This is a genomic window from Parasphingopyxis marina, assembly GCF_014237875.1.
In the GTDB taxonomy this organism is placed as follows: Bacteria; Pseudomonadota; Alphaproteobacteria; order Sphingomonadales; family Sphingomonadaceae; genus Parasphingopyxis; species Parasphingopyxis marina.
In genome coordinates, this window is sequence record NZ_JACJVJ010000002.1 from 1,055,864 (window position 1) to 1,072,112 (window position 16,249).

Sequence of the window (16,249 nt, forward strand, 5' to 3'; positions counted from 1 at the left end):
GCGATGACCGATACCGCCGACGACCCCTTCGCCCTGTTCGCCCTATGGTTCGCGGAAGCCCGCGAGACCGAGATCAACGATTCGAACGCGATGGCGCTCGCCACGACGACGGCAGGCGGCCAGCCCTCGGTGCGCATGGTGCTGCTCAAGGGGCACGATGCACGCGGCTTCGTCTGGTACACCAATTTCGAAAGCCGCAAGGCCAGGGAATTGCTCGATACCGGCAAGGCGGCGATCCTCTTCCACTGGAAATCGCTGCGCCGGCAATTTCGCGCCGAAGGGCCGGTGAGCCGCGTCGACGATGCCGAGGCCGATGCCTATTTCGCGACCCGCAGCCGGGATTCGCAGCTCGGTGCCTGGGCGTCCGACCAGTCCCGCCCGCTCGACAGTCGCGCAACCTTCGAGGCGCGCTTTGCGGAGATGCAGGCGAAATTCGACGGCGGCGACGTGCCGCGCCCGCCGCACTGGTCGGGCTTTCGGCTCGCCCCCGAGCGGATCGAATTCTGGGAGGACGGCGCCCACCGCCTCCACCATCGCCGCCTCTTCACGCGCACGGATGGCGGCTGGGACGAAGGGCTGCTCTACCCGTGACACGCCTGCCCTTCTTCCAGATCGACGCCTTTGCGGACGCCCCCTTCGGCGGTAATCCGGCGGCGGTTATGCCGCTCGAAAACTGGCTGCCCGACGAAACGCTGCAGGCGATCGCCGCCGAGAACAATCTCAGCGAGACGGCCTTCTACCTGCCGGCGGGCGATCCCGCTGCCGATTTCGAACTGCGCTGGTTTTCGCCGACCGCCGAAGTCGCGATGTGCGGCCATGCGACGCTCGCCACGGGCCACGCCATTTTGCGCGACGATACAGCGCGCGATGTCGTGCGCTTCGCAACGCGCAAGGCCGGCCTGTTGGAAGTGCGTCGATCGGGCGAAGGCTATGCGCTCGACCTGCCCGCTACGCCCGTCGAACCGGCGGACCGGCCCGATCTGCTGACGGCGCTGGGCGTGGAGGGCGAGGTCTTCCTGTCCCCGGCGGGTGTCGCCGAGGACACGGCGATCGCGCTGCTGCGGGACGCCGGGTCCGTGCGCGGCTGCGCGCCCGATTTCAAGGCATTGGCGGACATCCACCTCATGGCGATCGTCACCGCGCCGGGCGACGGCGACGAGGATATCGTCAGCCGCGTCTTCGTGCCCGCCTGGGGGATCGACGAGGACCCGGTGACCGGCTCGGCCCATGCCGCGCTCGCGCCCTTCTGGGCGGCGCGCCTCGGCCGCGACGGCCTTGCCGCCTTTCAGGCGAGCAAGCGCGGCGGACGGATCGACTGCCGGCTCGACGGCGACCGCGCGATCCTGAGCGGCCGCTGCGTCACGGTGATCGAGGGCAGTTTCCTGCTGCGCTGAGGCTGCGCCTAGCGCGTGCCGCGAACCACGCCATATTGTTCAGGCAAGACCACCAGAATGTCGTCCACCTGCACGCTACCGCGCTGGACGACCAGTTCCTGATGGTTGCGCTGTGCATCGCCGGTTTCCGCCTCGATGCAGTTCCGCCCGTTGCACTGTTCACGGAAACGGTAGCGAATGTAGGAGACGAGCTCGCCCGCCGTCACATTGTGATCGCCATTATCGTCGGCCTGACCGCCCACCGCATCGGAGAAGAAGCGCGCGAGATAGCCGCCGGCGCTGAATTCCGAAGCCACAAGGCTCGTCAGATCCTCTTCCGATGAAAACAGCCCCATCATGCCGGGCCGGGTGATCACGTCGCGCTCGAACCCGCCGGAAAAGCAGCTATCGAGCACGATCATCGCGGTGCCGGCATGAACTTCCGCAAACATGCGCGCCAGCTCGTCGTCGGTCAGTTCCTCGCCATCGGCGAAGACCAGTGTCTCGTCGCGGCGGTCCAGTTCGCCGGTATCGGTGGCGTCCTCGATCTGGTTGCCGTGGCCCGAGAAGAAGAAAAGGAAGATGTCGTCGGGCCCGGCCTGCGCCGCAACGCGGCGGAAGGCAGTGCGGAATTCGTCGATCGAAGCGTCCTGGTTGGTGAGCAGGATGCTCTCCTCGTGCAGCACGCCGAGTTCCTCCAGCTTGCGGTAAAGCTTGGCGGCATCGGTATCGGTGTTGGTGAGGTTGGAGCTGTTGCCGCCATAATCGGCGATGCCGACCGTGATCGCGAACACCTGGCGCGCCTCGGGTTCTGCCGGAATCCGCGTCGTGCCTTCGCTCAGCGCCAACCGGAATGCGCCGGTCGCGCCGGGCGCGTAGCTCGTCGCCGTCACCGTGTAGAGCCCGTCTTCGGCCAGCACCCGCTCATAGCGGCTGTTCAGCGAATCGCCGGTATCGTCGATATCCTCCTGCTCGCCACCAGGGCTGCGCAGGATCAGATAGGTATCGAAATCTTCCGAAGAGAGATCGATCGTCACCGGCTGGCCGCGATGGCCCTCGAAGGAATAGCGCTGCAGATATTCGCCGGTCGCCAGTGTATCGTCATCCTTGCCCAGCTCGGCGGTGATCGCCTGGCCGAATTGCAGCGGCTCGGCATTGCCGGCGGTTTGCTCGGTATCGGCGTCGCCGTTCCGGTTGATCGCGGTCGCCAGCGTATAGGCTCCGGTTTCGCCGGTACCGTAACTGGTGACGAGAATCCGGTAGGTACCGGCTTCGGGCAGGGTCGCGACGACCCGGCTGTTGAGCGTCTGCTCGCCCGCCGTCGCGTCGTCGTCGTTGCGCACGACGAAGCCGTCGGCACCCTCGAGCGCCAGCACCGTATCGAAGCCGCGCGAGTTGAGATGCAGGTCGAGCCGCTGGCCCGCTGTGCCTTCGAACTCGTAATAGTCGACATGACGGCCGCGCGCATTCTGGTAATCGCTTTCGGCAAGCTCGCCTTCTCGCGTCTGGCCGATACCGATCGACGCCGCCTCGGGCGCGTCCGCCTCGATCGCAAGGCTGTCGGTCGATACCGCGCCCAGCTGGTAGCTGCCGGTCGCCGCCGCCCGGAAAGAGCGGGCGCGCACCCGCACCACGCCTTCGGCGGGCATCACGATATCGAGCCGGCTGTTGGTCGTCTCCGAAGCGACATGATCGTCGTCGTTGGAAAGCGTCGTGCCGTCGGGCATCGCGATGCGCAATTCCGTGTCGAAATCGTCGGACGAGAGCAGCAGCGAGACCTGCGCGCCGGGATCGGCGCGGAGGCGGAATTCGTCATAATATTGCTTGTCGCCATCGACGCTGTCGCCGGTGGTCAGTTCGCCTTCCAGGGTACGGCCGATGGCGAGATCGCCGTCCTGCGCCTGGCTCTGCGTCGGCAGCGCGAAAGCCAGCGCAACCGCTGCGATTCCCAAGCCTGCGGCTGCAAATTTGCTCTTCGTCTTCATGTCAGTCCCCATTCTGCCGACCCTCGACCGCGCTAGCATGGCTGCGGTGAAGCGGGGCTGAACGACGATAAAGCGTTAAGACCCGTTCGCCATGGCCATAATCGGCCTTTCCTCAACAAACTATGATCTGCGGCACAGTTTCACGCCTCCGGCCTCAAGCGTCGAAAAAACGCGCCAGCCGGTCGACAACCGCGCGCCGCTGGGCATCCGGCGTATTGCCGAGCCGGACGACCGTCAGCCGCTGTTCGGGCGAAACGACGACATATTGGCCGAGATGGCCGACAAGGGAGAAGATCGTATCGGGCCCATGGCCGGGAAACAGGGTAGGCGAATCGTACGGACCGCCCGGGCGGTTGAGCCAGGTCTGGCCGCCATATTCGGGGTTGCGCGGCGAAGGGGTCAGCATGAAGGCGCGCCACGCGGGCGATATGATCTCGGTCCCATCCGCTGCCGAGCCGGTCCGCAGCACTTCGCCCAGCCGAGCCCAGTCGCGCGCCGTTGCATGGATCAGGCTACCGCCGATCTGCGTGCCCTGGGCATCGAATTCGAAATAAAGGCTGTGAATGTCCGCCGGCCCGAGCAGCCGCTGATAAGCGAAACGGCGATAGGCGGCGGCGCGGGCGCCCGGATCCTCGCTATCGGTCAGGGTGTCGGCGATGATCCGCGACAGGATGACGGTCGTCGCGCTGCTATATTCATATTTATCGCCCGGATTGGCTTCGAGCGGCCGGGCGACCGCATAGCCGGCCATGTCGCCGGCTCCGCTGGTGAACAGCATCCGGTTGGTGTCCGAATCCCAGATCGGATCGTTGACCTCGGTATGATCGAGGCCCGAGGCCATATGGAGCAGGTGGCGCAGGGTGATATGGCGGCGCGCATCATTTTCGCCCTGCCATTCGGGAACCGGCGCGGGCGCATCGAGATCCAGCCGCCCGTCCTCGACCAGAAAGCCGACAAGGATGGCGGTGACGGTCTTCGCCATCGACCAGGAGATATAGCGCATATCGGCCGAATAGCCGGGCGCGTACCGTTCGGCGACGATCTCCCCGTCCTGCACGACGATCACGGCGCGCGTCTCGCCGACGCCCTCATCCTCGAACAGCGCGGTCACCAGCGGATCGAGATCCGCGCGGACGATTGCCGGAGCAGTGGCCGCTTCGGCCTCCTCGCCGGGCTGCACATCGGCAACCGGCGCGGCGGTGCCGAGCAGCAAAGGTAACGTCAGCGGAACGAGCCATCTTTGCATCGTCATTGCGCCACGCTACGTCTCACGCCGATGAAAGTGAAGCGGCCAATTCTGATCGGCTCCGTCGCCGTCCTGCTCGTCCTGCTGGGCGCGGCGATCCTTTACGGCATCCGCATGAAGCCGACGATCGAACTGGGTGTCGGCTATGGCGCACATGTCATCTGCTCCTGCCGTTATATCGGCGGGCGGGACATGGAGAGCTGCTACAATGACTATGAGCCCGGCATGGAAGCGATCTCGATAAGCGAGAACGAAGCGGAGAAACGCATCACCGCCAGCGTTCCCCTGCTTGCCAGCCGCTCGGCGCAGTTCCGCGAGGGGCTGGGCTGCGTCTTGGAGCCGCTACCCGCCGAGGACGATCGCTAGCCCGCCCAGTTCGGCTTGCCGGTCCGCCACCAGGCGATCACGAACAGGATTGCCAGGGCAAGGTCGAACAGCGAGGCCCCGAAGACCGGCATGCCAACGCGGCCCTGCAGGTAGAGCGCAGCGCTGGACGTGGCAAAGGAGAGCTTACCCGCCGCCCCGATGAGCATGACCGGGCGGTAGCGGAGCGGATCATAGGCGATCAGCCCATAGAGAAACTGCCAGGCCAGGGTCACGCCGACAAAACCGTAATAGGTTTCGGGATGGGCGATCGGCGGCGGGAAATACTCGCCGATCCAGCGTTCGAGGAAATAGAGCGGAGCAATGACGGCGATGCCCCAGATCGCGGCGATACCGAAAATCCACCGCGCCAAACGCATCAGGCCGCCAGCGCCTCTTCGGCTGCCACCGTCTCGGCGATCCAGCCGCCCCCTAATATCCGGTCGCCGGAATAGAGTACGGCCGCCTGTCCCGGTGAGACGCCATATTCGGGCATATCGAAAACCAGCATCGCGCCGTCGAAACGCGCGGACACAGGCTTGGCCAGAGAACGCACCTTGGCAGTCATCGGCCCCTCGAATGCCTCTCCCAGCCAGTTCACGTCCTCGATCCGGGCGGCGGCCACCGCGAGCGCGCTTTTCGGACCGACAACGACACGCCTAGTCTCGGGCTCCAGCCGCACGACATAAAGCGGTTCGGGCTGGCCGCCGATCTCCAGCCCCCGGCGCTGGCCGACGGTGAAATGGATCAGCCCCTGATGCGCGCCGAGCACGGTACCGTCGCGGGTAACGATCTCGCCGCCCTCGCCCGCCTCGGGGCGCACTTTCTTGACGATCTTGGCGTAATCGCCATCGGGCACGAAGCAGATATCCTGGCTGTCGGGCTTCATCGCGACGGCGAGGCCGAGTTCCCTGGCGATCTCGCGCACCTCCTGCTTGGGCATGCCGCCCAGCGGAAAACGCAGATAATCAAGCTGGTCCGGCGTCGTCGCAAACAGGAAATAGCTCTGATCGCGCGCCGGATCGGCGCCGCGGTGCAGCTCCGCGCCATTTTCCCCCATCACGCGGCGGACATAATGGCCGGTCGCGAGGCAATCGGCGCCGAGATCCCGTGCCATGCCGAGCAGATCCTTGAACTTCACGCCCTGGTTGCAGCGAATGCAGGGGATCGGCGTGCGGCCCGCCATATATTCATCCGCGAAATCGTCGATCACCGATTCCCGGAACCGGCTTTCATAGTCGAACACATAATGGGCGATGCCGAGCTTTTCGGCGACTGCGCGCGCATCGCGGATATCCTGCCCTGCGCAGCAACTCCCCGTCCGGCCGGTCGCCTCACCATGATCGTAGAGCTGCAGGGTGATGCCGATCACCTCCGCGCCAGTCTTCGCGGCAAGCGCGGCAACCACCGAGGAATCGACGCCGCCGGACATGGCGACGACGATCCGGCATTCATCCGCGGGGCGGGAAAGCTGAAAATCGGGCTGGGACATGACGCCCATTTAGTATGCCCGGGCGCCGCGCGCAAAGGTCCGTTTGCCGCACATTATGGCCCTGATAACCAAAACCCGCCGATTCCGCGCGGATTCATGACCAAAGCGTTGCCTGTGCCTTTACCACGTTTTCAGCCTTGCTCCCTAGAGTGGCCGATATGGACCTGGGATATACCCCTTTTCGAAAGCGCTTCGCCGTCAATACCGACGTCGGCATCGATTTCCGTGCGCTCGTCGCGTTTCTCGCCGCTGCACAGGCCGTACAGCCCACCGCACGGCTGGCGGCGCGACTGGCGATCGGCGGCGATCGCCAGATTGCCGCGCGGGAATCTCTGATCGAGATTTTTGCTCCCAGGGCGGATCGCAAAGGGCTTGGCAGTGTCCCGCAGGGAGAAACTTTGCGCGGAAGCTTTAATCCCTCCGTGCCAATTTCGAACGCCCCGTCAATCATTCAGAAAGCCTGGTAAAGTGTCTGTTTACCTTGGCATTTTAGGGTTCTTTCAACGAGCTTTGCTTACAAGGCGTTCATCGTAATGAACACACAGGCGCAAAGGTCGGCTGACCCGAGTTTTGAGGAAAGTATGATCGAGAACCAAAAAATCCGTCCTGAGCAGGTTATCGGCCCGTTGGGCGAACCGCTCACGCTCAATTCCCTGCCGCCGCCCAATACGCGGCGTTGGGTCGTTCGGCGCAAGGCGGAAGTCGTCGCTGCAGTCAATGGCGGCCTGCTGTCGGTCGACGAGGCTTGCGAGCGCTATGGGCTGACTGTCGAGGAATTCGCCAGCTGGCAGCGCGCCATCGATCGTTCGGGCATGCCCGGACTGCGCGTGACGCGCATCCAGCACTACAAGTCGCTCTACGAACGCCAGCAGAAATATTAGAGCCGCCCCTTCACGAACATGCACGCACGGCCGAGCAGCGGCCTCCGCGAGCAACGATTCCCCGGTCGCCATCTCCGTCGGCGGCCGGGGAATTTGTTTTTGGGATCAGAGGGTTTACTCTTATCCGCAGCGGATCGATTCGATAGCCGGCCGCACCGTTTATCGAGAGCCGGCATTGTCGCGATCCCGCGGGAAGCTTTGCCGATCTGGCGAAGCAAGAGGGAGGTTCGCATGATCAATTTCATCATTGCCCTGGTCGTCGGCGGCGTCATCGGCTGGCTCGCCAGCATCGTCATGAACCGCGACGCATCGATGGGCATTTTCTGGAACGTTATCGTCGGCTGTGTCGGCTCAATCCTCGGCCGGTTCCTGTTCAGCGTCCTGACGGGCGGCACCGCGCGGCTGCGGGACGCCCCCTTCCAGCCAATGACCTTGCTCGTTGCCTTTGGCGGGGCGATCGTGCTGCTGGCGATCGTCAACCTGATTAAGCGCGGACGCGTACGTTAGCGCCGACCGGCGATGGAAGACCGAAAAGGGCGCGCGGCGAAATTCCGCGCGCCCTTTCGTCTTTCTAGCGCAGTTCGAACGTCACCGAGAGCGTGGCCGACAACCTTTGCTCGCCCGGCGCGATCTGCAGCGCGGTATCGGATTCGGCCATTGCCATGGCGCGATTGGCCATCGGCATGGGCGGCCGGGCGGCGCCGGTTTCGCTGATTGCGACAATTCTCTCGACGCGCATGCCGGCCGCCTGTGCATAGAGTTCGGCCCGGGCCCGCGCCCTGCTGATCGCGTCGCGGCGCGCTTCGTCGAGCGCGGCTTCCGGCTCGTCGACTTCCAGGCTCGGCCCGTTGATCTGGTTCACGCCCTGCCCGACCAAGGTGTCGATGATCGTTCCGGCCCTTTCGACGTCGCGGAAGCGGACGCTGAGCTGGTTCGAGGCGGTATAACCCAGTAGCTGCGGTTCGCTGCGATCGGAATAGTCGTACCGGGCGTTGAGGTTTATCGAGGCGGTCTGGATGTCGCGCTCCTCTATTCCCGCGCGGCGCAGCGCGGAAAAGACGGCGGCCATGCGGCGGTTATTTTCGGCGAAGGCGGCGGCCGCAGTCGGCGCTTCGGTGACGACCCCGGCATTGACGATCGCGAGGTCCGGCACCTGGCGCGATTCGCCGGTCGCGACGATATCCAGCCGCGTGCCTTCGATGGCGAGCGGGATGTCGGCGGTTTGCGCGGCGGCCGGCGCCGCCAGCGCACAGGACGCGGCGAGGGCTAGAAGTGCGGTTTTCATAAAAAATCTCCTCCAATTCGGTTGCGCCCGAAAGCGGGCTTTCCTTCCCAACGCGTGGAGCAAAGCAATGGTTTCGCTTCGATGAACGGTCGATTTCCTGCTGCGTGCCACCTTGATTTTGCACTGCAAAAAACGCAATGAACCCGCAGATTCACATACGGCTTGAGCCTTGTGTTATATTCATGTAATACAGCACGACAGTGAAGGCAGAGCGGAGTTGGCCAGGGTGGCAGATATGAATGTCGAACAGAGTTTCGAAAGCGCGGCTCCGATGAGCGAGTTCGAAGCGGAAGAACGCCGGGCAGACCGGCGTCGCCGCTTCGTCATCATCGGCGTGGTGATCGCCGCGCTGGCGCTGCTCGCGGTCTATTTCATGTTTTCCGGCGGGTCCGGCGAAAACGCCGGTGCCGCAGCCGGCGAAGACGGTCCCGCGCGCACCTTGCCGACGGTTACCGTCGTCGTCCCGGGCTCGCAGTCGATCTCCAACACGATCACGGCCAGCGGCACGCTCGATGCGCGCCGCGCGATGCCGGTCGGCGTCGCGGGCGAAGGCGGCCAGATCCTGCGGGTCTATGTCGACGCCGGAGACTGGGTCCGGGCCGGCCAGATCCTCGCCTCGATCGAAAGCTCGGTCCAGTCGCAGCAGGTAAGCTCGGCAGCGGCCCAGGTCGAAGTCGCCCGGTCCGATCTCGCGCTCGCCCAGGCCGAACTCGATCGCGCGCTCCAGCTCGTCGAACGCGGCTTCATCAGCCAGGCCGATATCGACCGCAAAACGGCGACCCGCGATGCCGCGCGGGCGCGCGTCAACGTCGCCGGGGCGCAGCTCAACGAATTGCGCGCGCGGGCCGGCAGGCTTGCCATCCGCGCGCCTGCCGCCGGGCTCGTGCTCGAACGCAACGCCGAACCCGGCCAGGTGGTGAGCGCCGGATCGGGCGCGCTGTTCCTGCTTGCCCAGGGCGGCGAGATGGAAATGAATGCACGGGTTTCCGAAGGCGATCTGCGGCGGCTTTCGGTCGGCCAGCAGGCGACCGTCACGCCGGTCGGCGCCGCCGAAGCCTTTCTGGGCCAGATCTGGCAGCTTTCGCCGACGATCGATCCGCAAAGCCGGCAGGGCACGGCGAGCATTGCGCTCAGCTATCGCGAAGGACTGCGCCCCGGCGGCTTCGCCAGCGCCGCGATCGTCGCGGGTTCGGTCAACGCGCCGATGCTGCCGGAATCCGCGGTGATGAGCGACGAAGACGGCCAGAATTACGTCTTCATCATCGACCAGGATAATCTCGTGGTTCGCCGCGACGTCGAAATCGGCGAGGTATCCAATGCCGGCATCACGATCCGCGAAGGCCTGCGCGGCTCCGAGCGGGTGGTCCAGTCGGCAGGCGCCTTCCTGAATATCGGCGACGAGGTGATCCCGCAGCGCGCGGCCGCCGAAACCGGCAACTAGGACGGCATTATGAGCTTTCGCACGATCTCGACCTGGGCGATCAAGAACCCGACCCCGCCGCTCGTGCTGTTCGCGGGCCTGATGCTGGCCGGTATCATTTCCTTCATGCGGCTCGACGTGAACGACAGCCCGGATGTCGATTTCCCGGCTGTGATCGTCCAGGTTTCCCAGCCCGGCGCGGCGCCGAGCGAGATGGAAACCCAGGTCACCCAGCGCGTCGAGGCGGCGGTGCGCAACATCAACGGCGTCGACGAGATCCAGTCGACCGTGCAGGAAGGCCGCTCGCAAACCTTCATCCAGTTCGCCATCGGCACGCCGGTCGACCGGTCGGTGAACGATGTCCGCAACGCCGTCGCGCTGATCCGCGGCGACCTGCCCGACGGGATTTTGGAGCCCCAGGTCACCCGCGTCGAAGTGAATGGCGGCGGCACGATCGCCTTCTTCGCGGTCGAAAGCGTCGATATGACGCTGGAGGAACTCAGCTGGTTCGTCGACAACACCATCGCGCGCCGGTTGCTCGGCATCGACGGCATGGCCGCCGTGGATCGCAGCGGCGGCGTCGATCGCGAGATCCGGGTGGTGCTCGATCCCGCGCAGCTCGAAGCGCTCGGCATCACCGCGAGCCAGATCAATTCCCAGCTGCGCGCGACCAACCTCAACGCCGCCGGCGGCCGGGCGGAAGTGGCCGGCGCCGAACAGTCGGTGCGCGTGCTCGGCGACGCCGACACCGCCTATGAGCTGGGCCAGACCGATATCGCCATCGGCAACGGCCGGACGGTGCAGCTTTCCAGCATCGCCGACGTTCGCGATCAATATGGCGAGCAGCGCACATTATCGAAGATGAACGGCCGGCAGGTCGTAAGCTTCGGCGTCGAACGCGCCAAGGGCGCATCCGACGTCTCGGTCTATGACAGTACCGTGGAAATGCTGGAGCAGATGGAGGAAGAATATCCGGGCGTCACCTTCACCCGGCTGTTCACCTCGGTCGAATATACGAAATCCAACTACGACGCCGCGATGAACGCGCTGGTCGAAGGCGCCGTGCTCGCGGTTATCGTCGTCTTCCTGTTCCTGCGCGACTGGCGGGCGACGCTGATCGCGGCGATCGCGATCCCGCTTTCGGCAATCCCGACCTTCTGGTTCATGGAACTGCTCGGCTTCACCCTGAACTTCATCAGCCTGCTCGCGCTCAGTCTCGTCGCGGGCGTTCTCGTCGACGATGCGATCGTGGAGATCGAGAATATCGTGCGCCACATGCGCATGGGCAAGAATTCCTACCAGGCATCGATCGACGCCGCCGAGGAGATTAGCCTCGCGGTGCTGGCGACGACGATGGCGATCGTCGCGGTGTTCCTGCCGGTTGCGCTGATGCCGGGCATTTCGGGCCAGTTCTTCATCCAGTTCGGCATGACGACAGTGATCGCGGTGCTGATGAGCCTTGCCGTGGCGCGCCTGATCACGCCGCTGATATCGGCCTATTTCATGAAGGCCGAAGGCGTACACACCCATGGCGAAGGCCCGCTGATGGACCGCTATATGGCGCTCCTCAAATGGTCGCTCGTGCATCGCTGGAAGACCGCGCTGATCGGCGGCGGCGGCGCGCTCGTGCTTACCGTCGTATCCGCCAGCTTCTTGCCGATGGTGTTCATGCCGAACGAGGATAATGATTTCAGCCGGGTGACGATCGAGATGGTGCCCGGCTCGACATTGCGCCAGACCGAACGCGTTTCCGACCGGGTCGCCGCGATCCTGCGCGCGCAGCCCGAGGTCCGCACCGCCTTCCAGCGGATCGAACCCGGCAGCGGCCGTATCTTCATGTCGCTGAAAGACGACCGCGAACGATCGAGCATCGATTTCGAGCGCGAAACCTTGCCGCTGCTGCGCAGCGTCGCCGATGCACGCGTCTATTTCAATTCCCAGCAGGGCGGGTTCAGCGGCCGCGATATCTCGCTCACCATCGGCGGCGACGACCCCGATGCGCTCGACGATGCGGCCGACGCCATCGTCACCCAAATGTCGGCGCTGGACGGCGTGGTCGCCCCGCGTGTGGACGGCGGGCTCAGGCGGCCGGAGATCATCGTCGAACCGCGGCTCGACCTCGCCGCCGACCTTGGCGTGACGACCGCGGCGCTATCCCAGGCCATCCGGATCGCGACGCAGGGCGATATCGACCAGAATGCCGCCCGTTTCTCGCTCAGCGACCGGCAGATCCCGATCCGCGTGATATTGAGCGAAGCCGCACGGCGCGATCTCGCCAATATCGAAAACCTGCCGGTGCCTACCGCGTCGGGCGGATCGGTGCCGCTGAGCGCGGTCGCGGAAATCCGCTTCGGTTCCGGCCCCACGGTGATCGAGCGCTACAACCAGCAGCGTCGTATCGTCATCGGCGCGGACCTTGCCCCCGGCGTCGTCTCCGCTTCGGAGCAGATCGACGCGCTGCCCATCTGGGACGACCTCCCCGATGGCGTCGAGCGCGTCTATGCCGGCCCCGAGCAATGGCAGGCGGAGATGATCTTCAACTTCATCGTCGCCGTCATATCCGGCGTGCTGCTCGTCTTTGCCGTCCTCGTGCTGCTCTATCGCCGCATCGTCGCGCCGCTCGTCAATATGGGATCGCTCATTCTCGCCCCGCTCGGCAGCTTCCTTGCCTTGCTTATCACGGGCAACGCGCTTTCCCTGCCGGTGTTTATCGGCCTTCTCATGCTGCTCGGCATCGTTGCCAAAAACTCCATCCTGCTCGTCGATTTCGCGATCGAGGAAATGGACAAGGGCGTCGACAAGGTCACGGCCCTGATCGATGCGGGCCACAAGCGCGCCCAGCCGATCGTCATGACGACCGTGGCGATGACGGCGGGCATGATCCCGACCGCGATCGCCATCCACGGCGATTCGGCCTTCCGGTCGCCGATGGGCTGGACGGTGATCGGCGGGTTGCTGCTATCGACCGTCCTGACCCTCGTCATCGTGCCGGCCAGCTTCAGCATCGCCGACAGCGTTGAGCAGAAATTCCGCAGGGTCTTCGGCCGGGCGCTCACCTACAAGCCGACCGAGGAAGAAAAGGGCGCGGTCCAGCCGGCCGAATGACGGCACCGCCACCCCCCCGGCCGCAAAGCCGGTTCAGCATGACCGAGGATCGCGGGCGCGCCATGCGGCGCACCGCGACCGCGATGCTCCTCCTGATGGCGGGCGTCTTCGCCTTCGCCCATTACATGGAAAGCGCGCATCCGGCCTGGGGCTTCGTCGCCGCCTTTGCCGAGGCGGCGATGGTCGGCGGGCTGGCGGACTGGTTCGCGGTCACCGCCCTGTTCCGCCATCCGCTGGGCGTGCCGATTCCCCACACCGCAATCGTCCCCAACAACAAGGACAGGATCGGCGAGCAACTGGCGCTGTTCCTCAAGGACAATTTCCTCACCCCCTCGGTCGTCGCGCGGCGAATGCGGCGGTTCGACGTCGCCGGCGCGATCGGCCGATTCCTGGTCCAGCCTTCGGGCGGGCAGGGCCGGATGCGCGAGGGCGCGGCGCGGCTGTTCGCGATGATCCTCGAATCGCTGGACGACGAGCGGCTGGGCGGCAATGCCAAGACGATGGTCGCCAACCGGCTGCGCGATCTCGATATCGCCCCCCTGCTCGGCCAGGCGATCGAGGCGGCGATCGCCGAGAACCGGCACGTCCCGATCATCGACGGCATCGTCCGCTGGGCGGCCAATATCCTCGACGCCAACGAGGAAGTCGTGCGCGCCATGGTCTATGAGCGGGCCAATAATTTCATGCGCTGGCTGGCGATCGACGACCGGCTCTCCGACGCGATCATCTCCGGGCTCAGAAAGCTGCTCGTCCAGATGGAAGGCGATCCGCACCATCCGCTGCGCGACCAGGCGAACGAGGGTTTCGTCCGCCTCGCCTTCGACCTTCAGAACGATCCCGAGATGCAGGCCAAGGTCGACCGGTTCAAACGCGACATCATCGAAAACCCGGCGGTGGCGGACTGGCTCGACGGCCTGTGGGAACAGGCGCGCGAAGCGCTGCTCCGCGCGGCGCGCGATCCCGACAGGACGATGGAGGGCCGGTTCGGCGAAGCGCTGCGCGATCTCGGCAAGACGCTGCAGGAAGACCCCGGGTTGAAGCGCGCGATCAACGGCTTCGCGCGCCGCGCGACGGTCGGCGCGGTCGCCGATTATGGCGACAGCATCGTCACCCTGGTTTCCGATACGGTGCGCAGCTGGGACGCCGAAACCGTGACCCTGCGGCTCGAAAACGCGGTCAGCCGCGATCTCCAATATATCCGGATGAACGGCACGCTGGTCGGCGGCCTTGTCGGCCTTGTCATCCACACGCTCGTCACCGTCTTCTAGGCTTCGGCTTTCTCCAAAAAAACAGGCCGCCATCGAGGGGAGATGGCGGCCCAGGATCGGGCTTGCAGGGGGTGCTATTATTGGTCGGGTTCGCCGTCTCCGTCATTGTCCAAGGCGTCGGGAGCACCATCGCGGTCCGTGTCCCAGGCGTCCGGGCGGCCATCGCCGTCCCGGTCCCAGGCATCGGGCGTGCCATCGCCATTGGTATCGAGCGTCGGCGGCGGGGCTCCGCCGTCCGTCGCGTCGTCGGCCTGCAGGGCAAGCGCCGGAGCGCTGCCGACAAGCATCACGATCGCGGAAACAAGCAGCTTTTGCACTTTCATCGAAAGGATCCTTCGCATTGCGCCCTCCCGCGATGCTCGGTCTGGAAAAATTCTGATTTTACGCCAACCGCCTTGCGCCGACAGGTGGCCTCGCCGCGCCCGGAGGATCGCCGGAAACGCCCCGCCGCGCGCGCGTTTCGGCCCGTCGAGCGCGTAACGGACTAGCCTTCGCTGATCCGCTCGATATCGGCCCCCACGCCGCCGAGTTTCTCCTCGAGCCGCTCATAGCCGCGATCGAGATGGTAGACGCGCAGCACCTTGGTCTCGCCCTTGGCGGCCAGCCCGGCAAGCACGAGGCTCATCGAGGCGCGAAGATCGGTCGCCATCACCTGCGCGCCGACCAGTCCCTCGACGCCCTTCACCACCGCCGTGCGGCCCCGCACGTCGATCTCCGCCCCCATCCGGGTGAGCTCGGGCACATGCATATAGCGGTTCTCGAAGATCGTTTCGGTCAGCACGCTGGTTCCCCCGGCAAGGGTCAGCATCGCCATGAACTGCGCCTGCATGTCGGTCGGGAAACCGGGAAAGGGCGCGGTGGAAAGGGTGATCGGGGTCAGCGGCCCATCGGCCGCGACACGGATACCGCCCGCCTGCTCTTCGATGGCAAGGCCGACATCGCGCAGGCCGGCGAGGATGGACGGCATGTCGGCGGCATCGGCGCCTTCGAGGAAGATATCGCCTCCGGTGATCGCGGCGGCGCAGGCATAGCTGCCGGCCTCGATCCGGTCGGGCATCACGCTATAGGTCGCCCCGTGGAGCCGGTCCTTGCCGTGAATGACGAGCCGTTCGCTGCCGATATTCTCGATCTCCGCGCCCATCGCGACGAGGCATCTGCACAGATCGACGATCTCCGGCTCGCGCGCCGCATTCTCGATCACCGTCTCGCCCCTGGCGAGAACCGCGGCCATCAGCGCATTCTCGGTCGCGCCGACCGAGACGAAGGGAAAGGATATCGTGCCGCCCCTGAGCCCGCCCTCGGGCGCGGTCGCCTTCACATAGCCGGCGGCGAGTTCGATATCCGCGCCCAGCGCTTCCAGTGCCTTCAGGTGCAGGTCGATCGGCCGGTTGCCGATCGCGCAGCCGCCGGGCATCGACACCGTCGCCTCGCCCGCGCGCGCAACCAGCGGGCCGAGCACGAGGATGGAGGCGCGCATCTTGCGCACGAAATCATAGGGCGCGACCGTCGATACGATCTCCTTCGCCGCAACCGTCATCCGGCGGCCGCCGCCATTGCCGCTGCGTTCCAGCATGGTCGAGGCGCCATGCTGGTTGAGGAGATGCATGAAGCTGTCGACATCGGCGAGGCGCGGCAGGTTTTCGAGGCAAAGCGGTTCGTCGGTAAGGAGCGCGCAGGGCATCAATGTGAGCACGGCATTTTTCGCGCCCGAAATATGGATGGTGCCGGAAAGGCGCTGGCCGCCGCGGATAAGGATGCTGTCCATGGCGGCCTTCTAACCGAAGGACGGCGAAGCGCAATGTCCGGTTCGCGCGCTCTGGCCCTGTCGGCG

Annotated in this window: 16 protein-coding genes; 9 read left to right on the forward strand and 7 right to left on the reverse strand. The window is 65.3% G+C overall.

Translation table 11 applies throughout. The features are described 5' to 3' along the window. Window positions 1-3 precede the first annotated feature (3 nt). Together pdxH and H6P80_RS13930 are read left to right on the forward strand one after the other, a co-directional pair. Window positions 4-591 carry a pyridoxamine 5'-phosphate oxidase gene (gene pdxH, locus H6P80_RS13925; RefSeq protein ID WP_185801952.1) on the forward strand — a complete coding sequence of 196 codons (588 nt, stop codon included), beginning with the start codon at window positions 4-6 and terminating at the stop codon, window positions 589-591. Then, the gene (locus H6P80_RS13930; RefSeq protein WP_185801953.1) at window positions 588-1,394 is read left to right on the forward strand and encodes a PhzF family phenazine biosynthesis protein; all 807 of its coding nucleotides are present in this window, start codon (window positions 588-590) and stop codon (window positions 1,392-1,394) included. Before pdxH ends, H6P80_RS13930 begins: the two co-directional genes overlap by 4 nt. A gap of 8 nt (window positions 1,395-1,402) precedes the next feature. Here the strand turns inward: H6P80_RS13930 and H6P80_RS13935 are convergent, their stop codons facing one another. After that, window positions 1,403-3,358 carry a pre-peptidase C-terminal domain-containing protein gene (locus H6P80_RS13935; RefSeq protein WP_185801954.1) on the reverse strand — a complete coding sequence of 652 codons (1,956 nt, stop codon included), beginning with the start codon at window positions 3,356-3,358 and terminating at the stop codon, window positions 1,403-1,405. Window positions 3,359-3,512: 154 nt separating this feature from the next. Next, window positions 3,513-4,610, reverse strand: a complete 1,098-nt coding sequence (locus H6P80_RS13940) for a serine hydrolase domain-containing protein (protein WP_185801955.1) — start codon at window positions 4,608-4,610, stop codon at window positions 3,513-3,515. Window positions 4,611-4,640: 30 nt separating this feature from the next. Between H6P80_RS13940 and H6P80_RS13945 the strand changes: the two genes are divergently transcribed. Beyond that, the gene (locus H6P80_RS13945) at window positions 4,641-4,970 is read left to right on the forward strand and encodes a hypothetical protein (protein ID WP_185801956.1); all 330 of its coding nucleotides are present in this window, start codon (window positions 4,641-4,643) and stop codon (window positions 4,968-4,970) included. Here the strand turns inward: H6P80_RS13945 and H6P80_RS13950 are convergent. After that, window positions 4,967-5,347 (reverse strand): hypothetical protein, encoded by a 381-nt coding sequence (locus H6P80_RS13950; RefSeq protein WP_185801957.1) that lies wholly within the window; start codon window positions 5,345-5,347, stop codon window positions 4,967-4,969. The two genes, H6P80_RS13945 and H6P80_RS13950, sit on opposite strands and share 4 nt — an antisense overlap. Further along, on the reverse strand, window positions 5,347-6,459 hold the full coding sequence (mnmA, locus tag H6P80_RS13955; protein WP_185802155.1) for a tRNA 2-thiouridine(34) synthase MnmA: 1,113 nt from the start codon (window positions 6,457-6,459) through the stop codon (window positions 5,347-5,349). Before mnmA ends, H6P80_RS13950 begins: the two co-directional genes overlap by 1 nt. Before the next feature lie 158 nt (window positions 6,460-6,617). On the opposite strand from mnmA, the gene H6P80_RS13960 reads away from it, so the two are divergent. From H6P80_RS13960 to H6P80_RS13970, 3 genes are all read left to right on the forward strand, one after another. Next, window positions 6,618-6,926, forward strand: coding sequence for a hypothetical protein (locus tag H6P80_RS13960; protein ID WP_185801958.1), 309 nt, complete (start codon window positions 6,618-6,620; stop codon window positions 6,924-6,926). 114 nt (window positions 6,927-7,040) lie between these two features. Then, a complete protein-coding gene (sciP, locus tag H6P80_RS13965) occupies window positions 7,041-7,340 on the forward strand; it encodes a CtrA inhibitor SciP (RefSeq protein ID WP_185801959.1) in 300 nt (99 codons plus the stop codon). A gap of 234 nt (window positions 7,341-7,574) precedes the next feature. Continuing rightward, entirely contained in the window at window positions 7,575-7,847 is a 273-nt protein-coding gene (locus tag H6P80_RS13970) for a GlsB/YeaQ/YmgE family stress response membrane protein (RefSeq protein ID WP_185802156.1), read from the forward strand. Window positions 7,848-7,911: 64 nt separating this feature from the next. Here H6P80_RS13970 and H6P80_RS13975 read toward each other — a convergent pair whose 3' ends face one another. After that, the gene (locus H6P80_RS13975; protein ID WP_185801960.1) at window positions 7,912-8,625 is read right to left on the reverse strand and encodes an SIMPL domain-containing protein; all 714 of its coding nucleotides are present in this window, start codon (window positions 8,623-8,625) and stop codon (window positions 7,912-7,914) included. A gap of 235 nt (window positions 8,626-8,860) precedes the next feature. Between H6P80_RS13975 and H6P80_RS13980 the strand changes: the two genes are divergently transcribed. Genes H6P80_RS13980 through H6P80_RS13990 form a run of 3 tightly spaced genes read left to right on the forward strand, consistent with a single transcriptional unit; the run spans window position 8,861 to window position 14,418 of the window. Continuing rightward, entirely contained in the window at window positions 8,861-10,066 is a 1,206-nt protein-coding gene (locus tag H6P80_RS13980; protein ID WP_185802157.1) for an efflux RND transporter periplasmic adaptor subunit, read from the forward strand. A gap of 9 nt (window positions 10,067-10,075) precedes the next feature. Next, the gene (locus H6P80_RS13985) at window positions 10,076-13,150 is read left to right on the forward strand and encodes an efflux RND transporter permease subunit (protein WP_185801961.1); all 3,075 of its coding nucleotides are present in this window, start codon (window positions 10,076-10,078) and stop codon (window positions 13,148-13,150) included. A gap of 38 nt (window positions 13,151-13,188) precedes the next feature. Continuing rightward, window positions 13,189-14,418 (forward strand): DUF445 domain-containing protein, encoded by a 1,230-nt coding sequence (locus H6P80_RS13990; protein ID WP_235973890.1) that lies wholly within the window; start codon window positions 13,189-13,191, stop codon window positions 14,416-14,418. Window positions 14,419-14,495: 77 nt separating this feature from the next. On the opposite strand, the gene H6P80_RS13995 is transcribed toward H6P80_RS13990, so the two are convergent. Continuing rightward, window positions 14,496-14,741 (reverse strand): hypothetical protein, encoded by a 246-nt coding sequence (locus tag H6P80_RS13995; protein WP_185801962.1) that lies wholly within the window; start codon window positions 14,739-14,741, stop codon window positions 14,496-14,498. 161 nt (window positions 14,742-14,902) lie between these two features. After that, window positions 14,903-16,183 carry a UDP-N-acetylglucosamine 1-carboxyvinyltransferase gene (murA, locus tag H6P80_RS14000; RefSeq protein ID WP_185801963.1) on the reverse strand — a complete coding sequence of 427 codons (1,281 nt, stop codon included), beginning with the start codon at window positions 16,181-16,183 and terminating at the stop codon, window positions 14,903-14,905. Window positions 16,184-16,249: the final 66 nt, after the last annotated feature.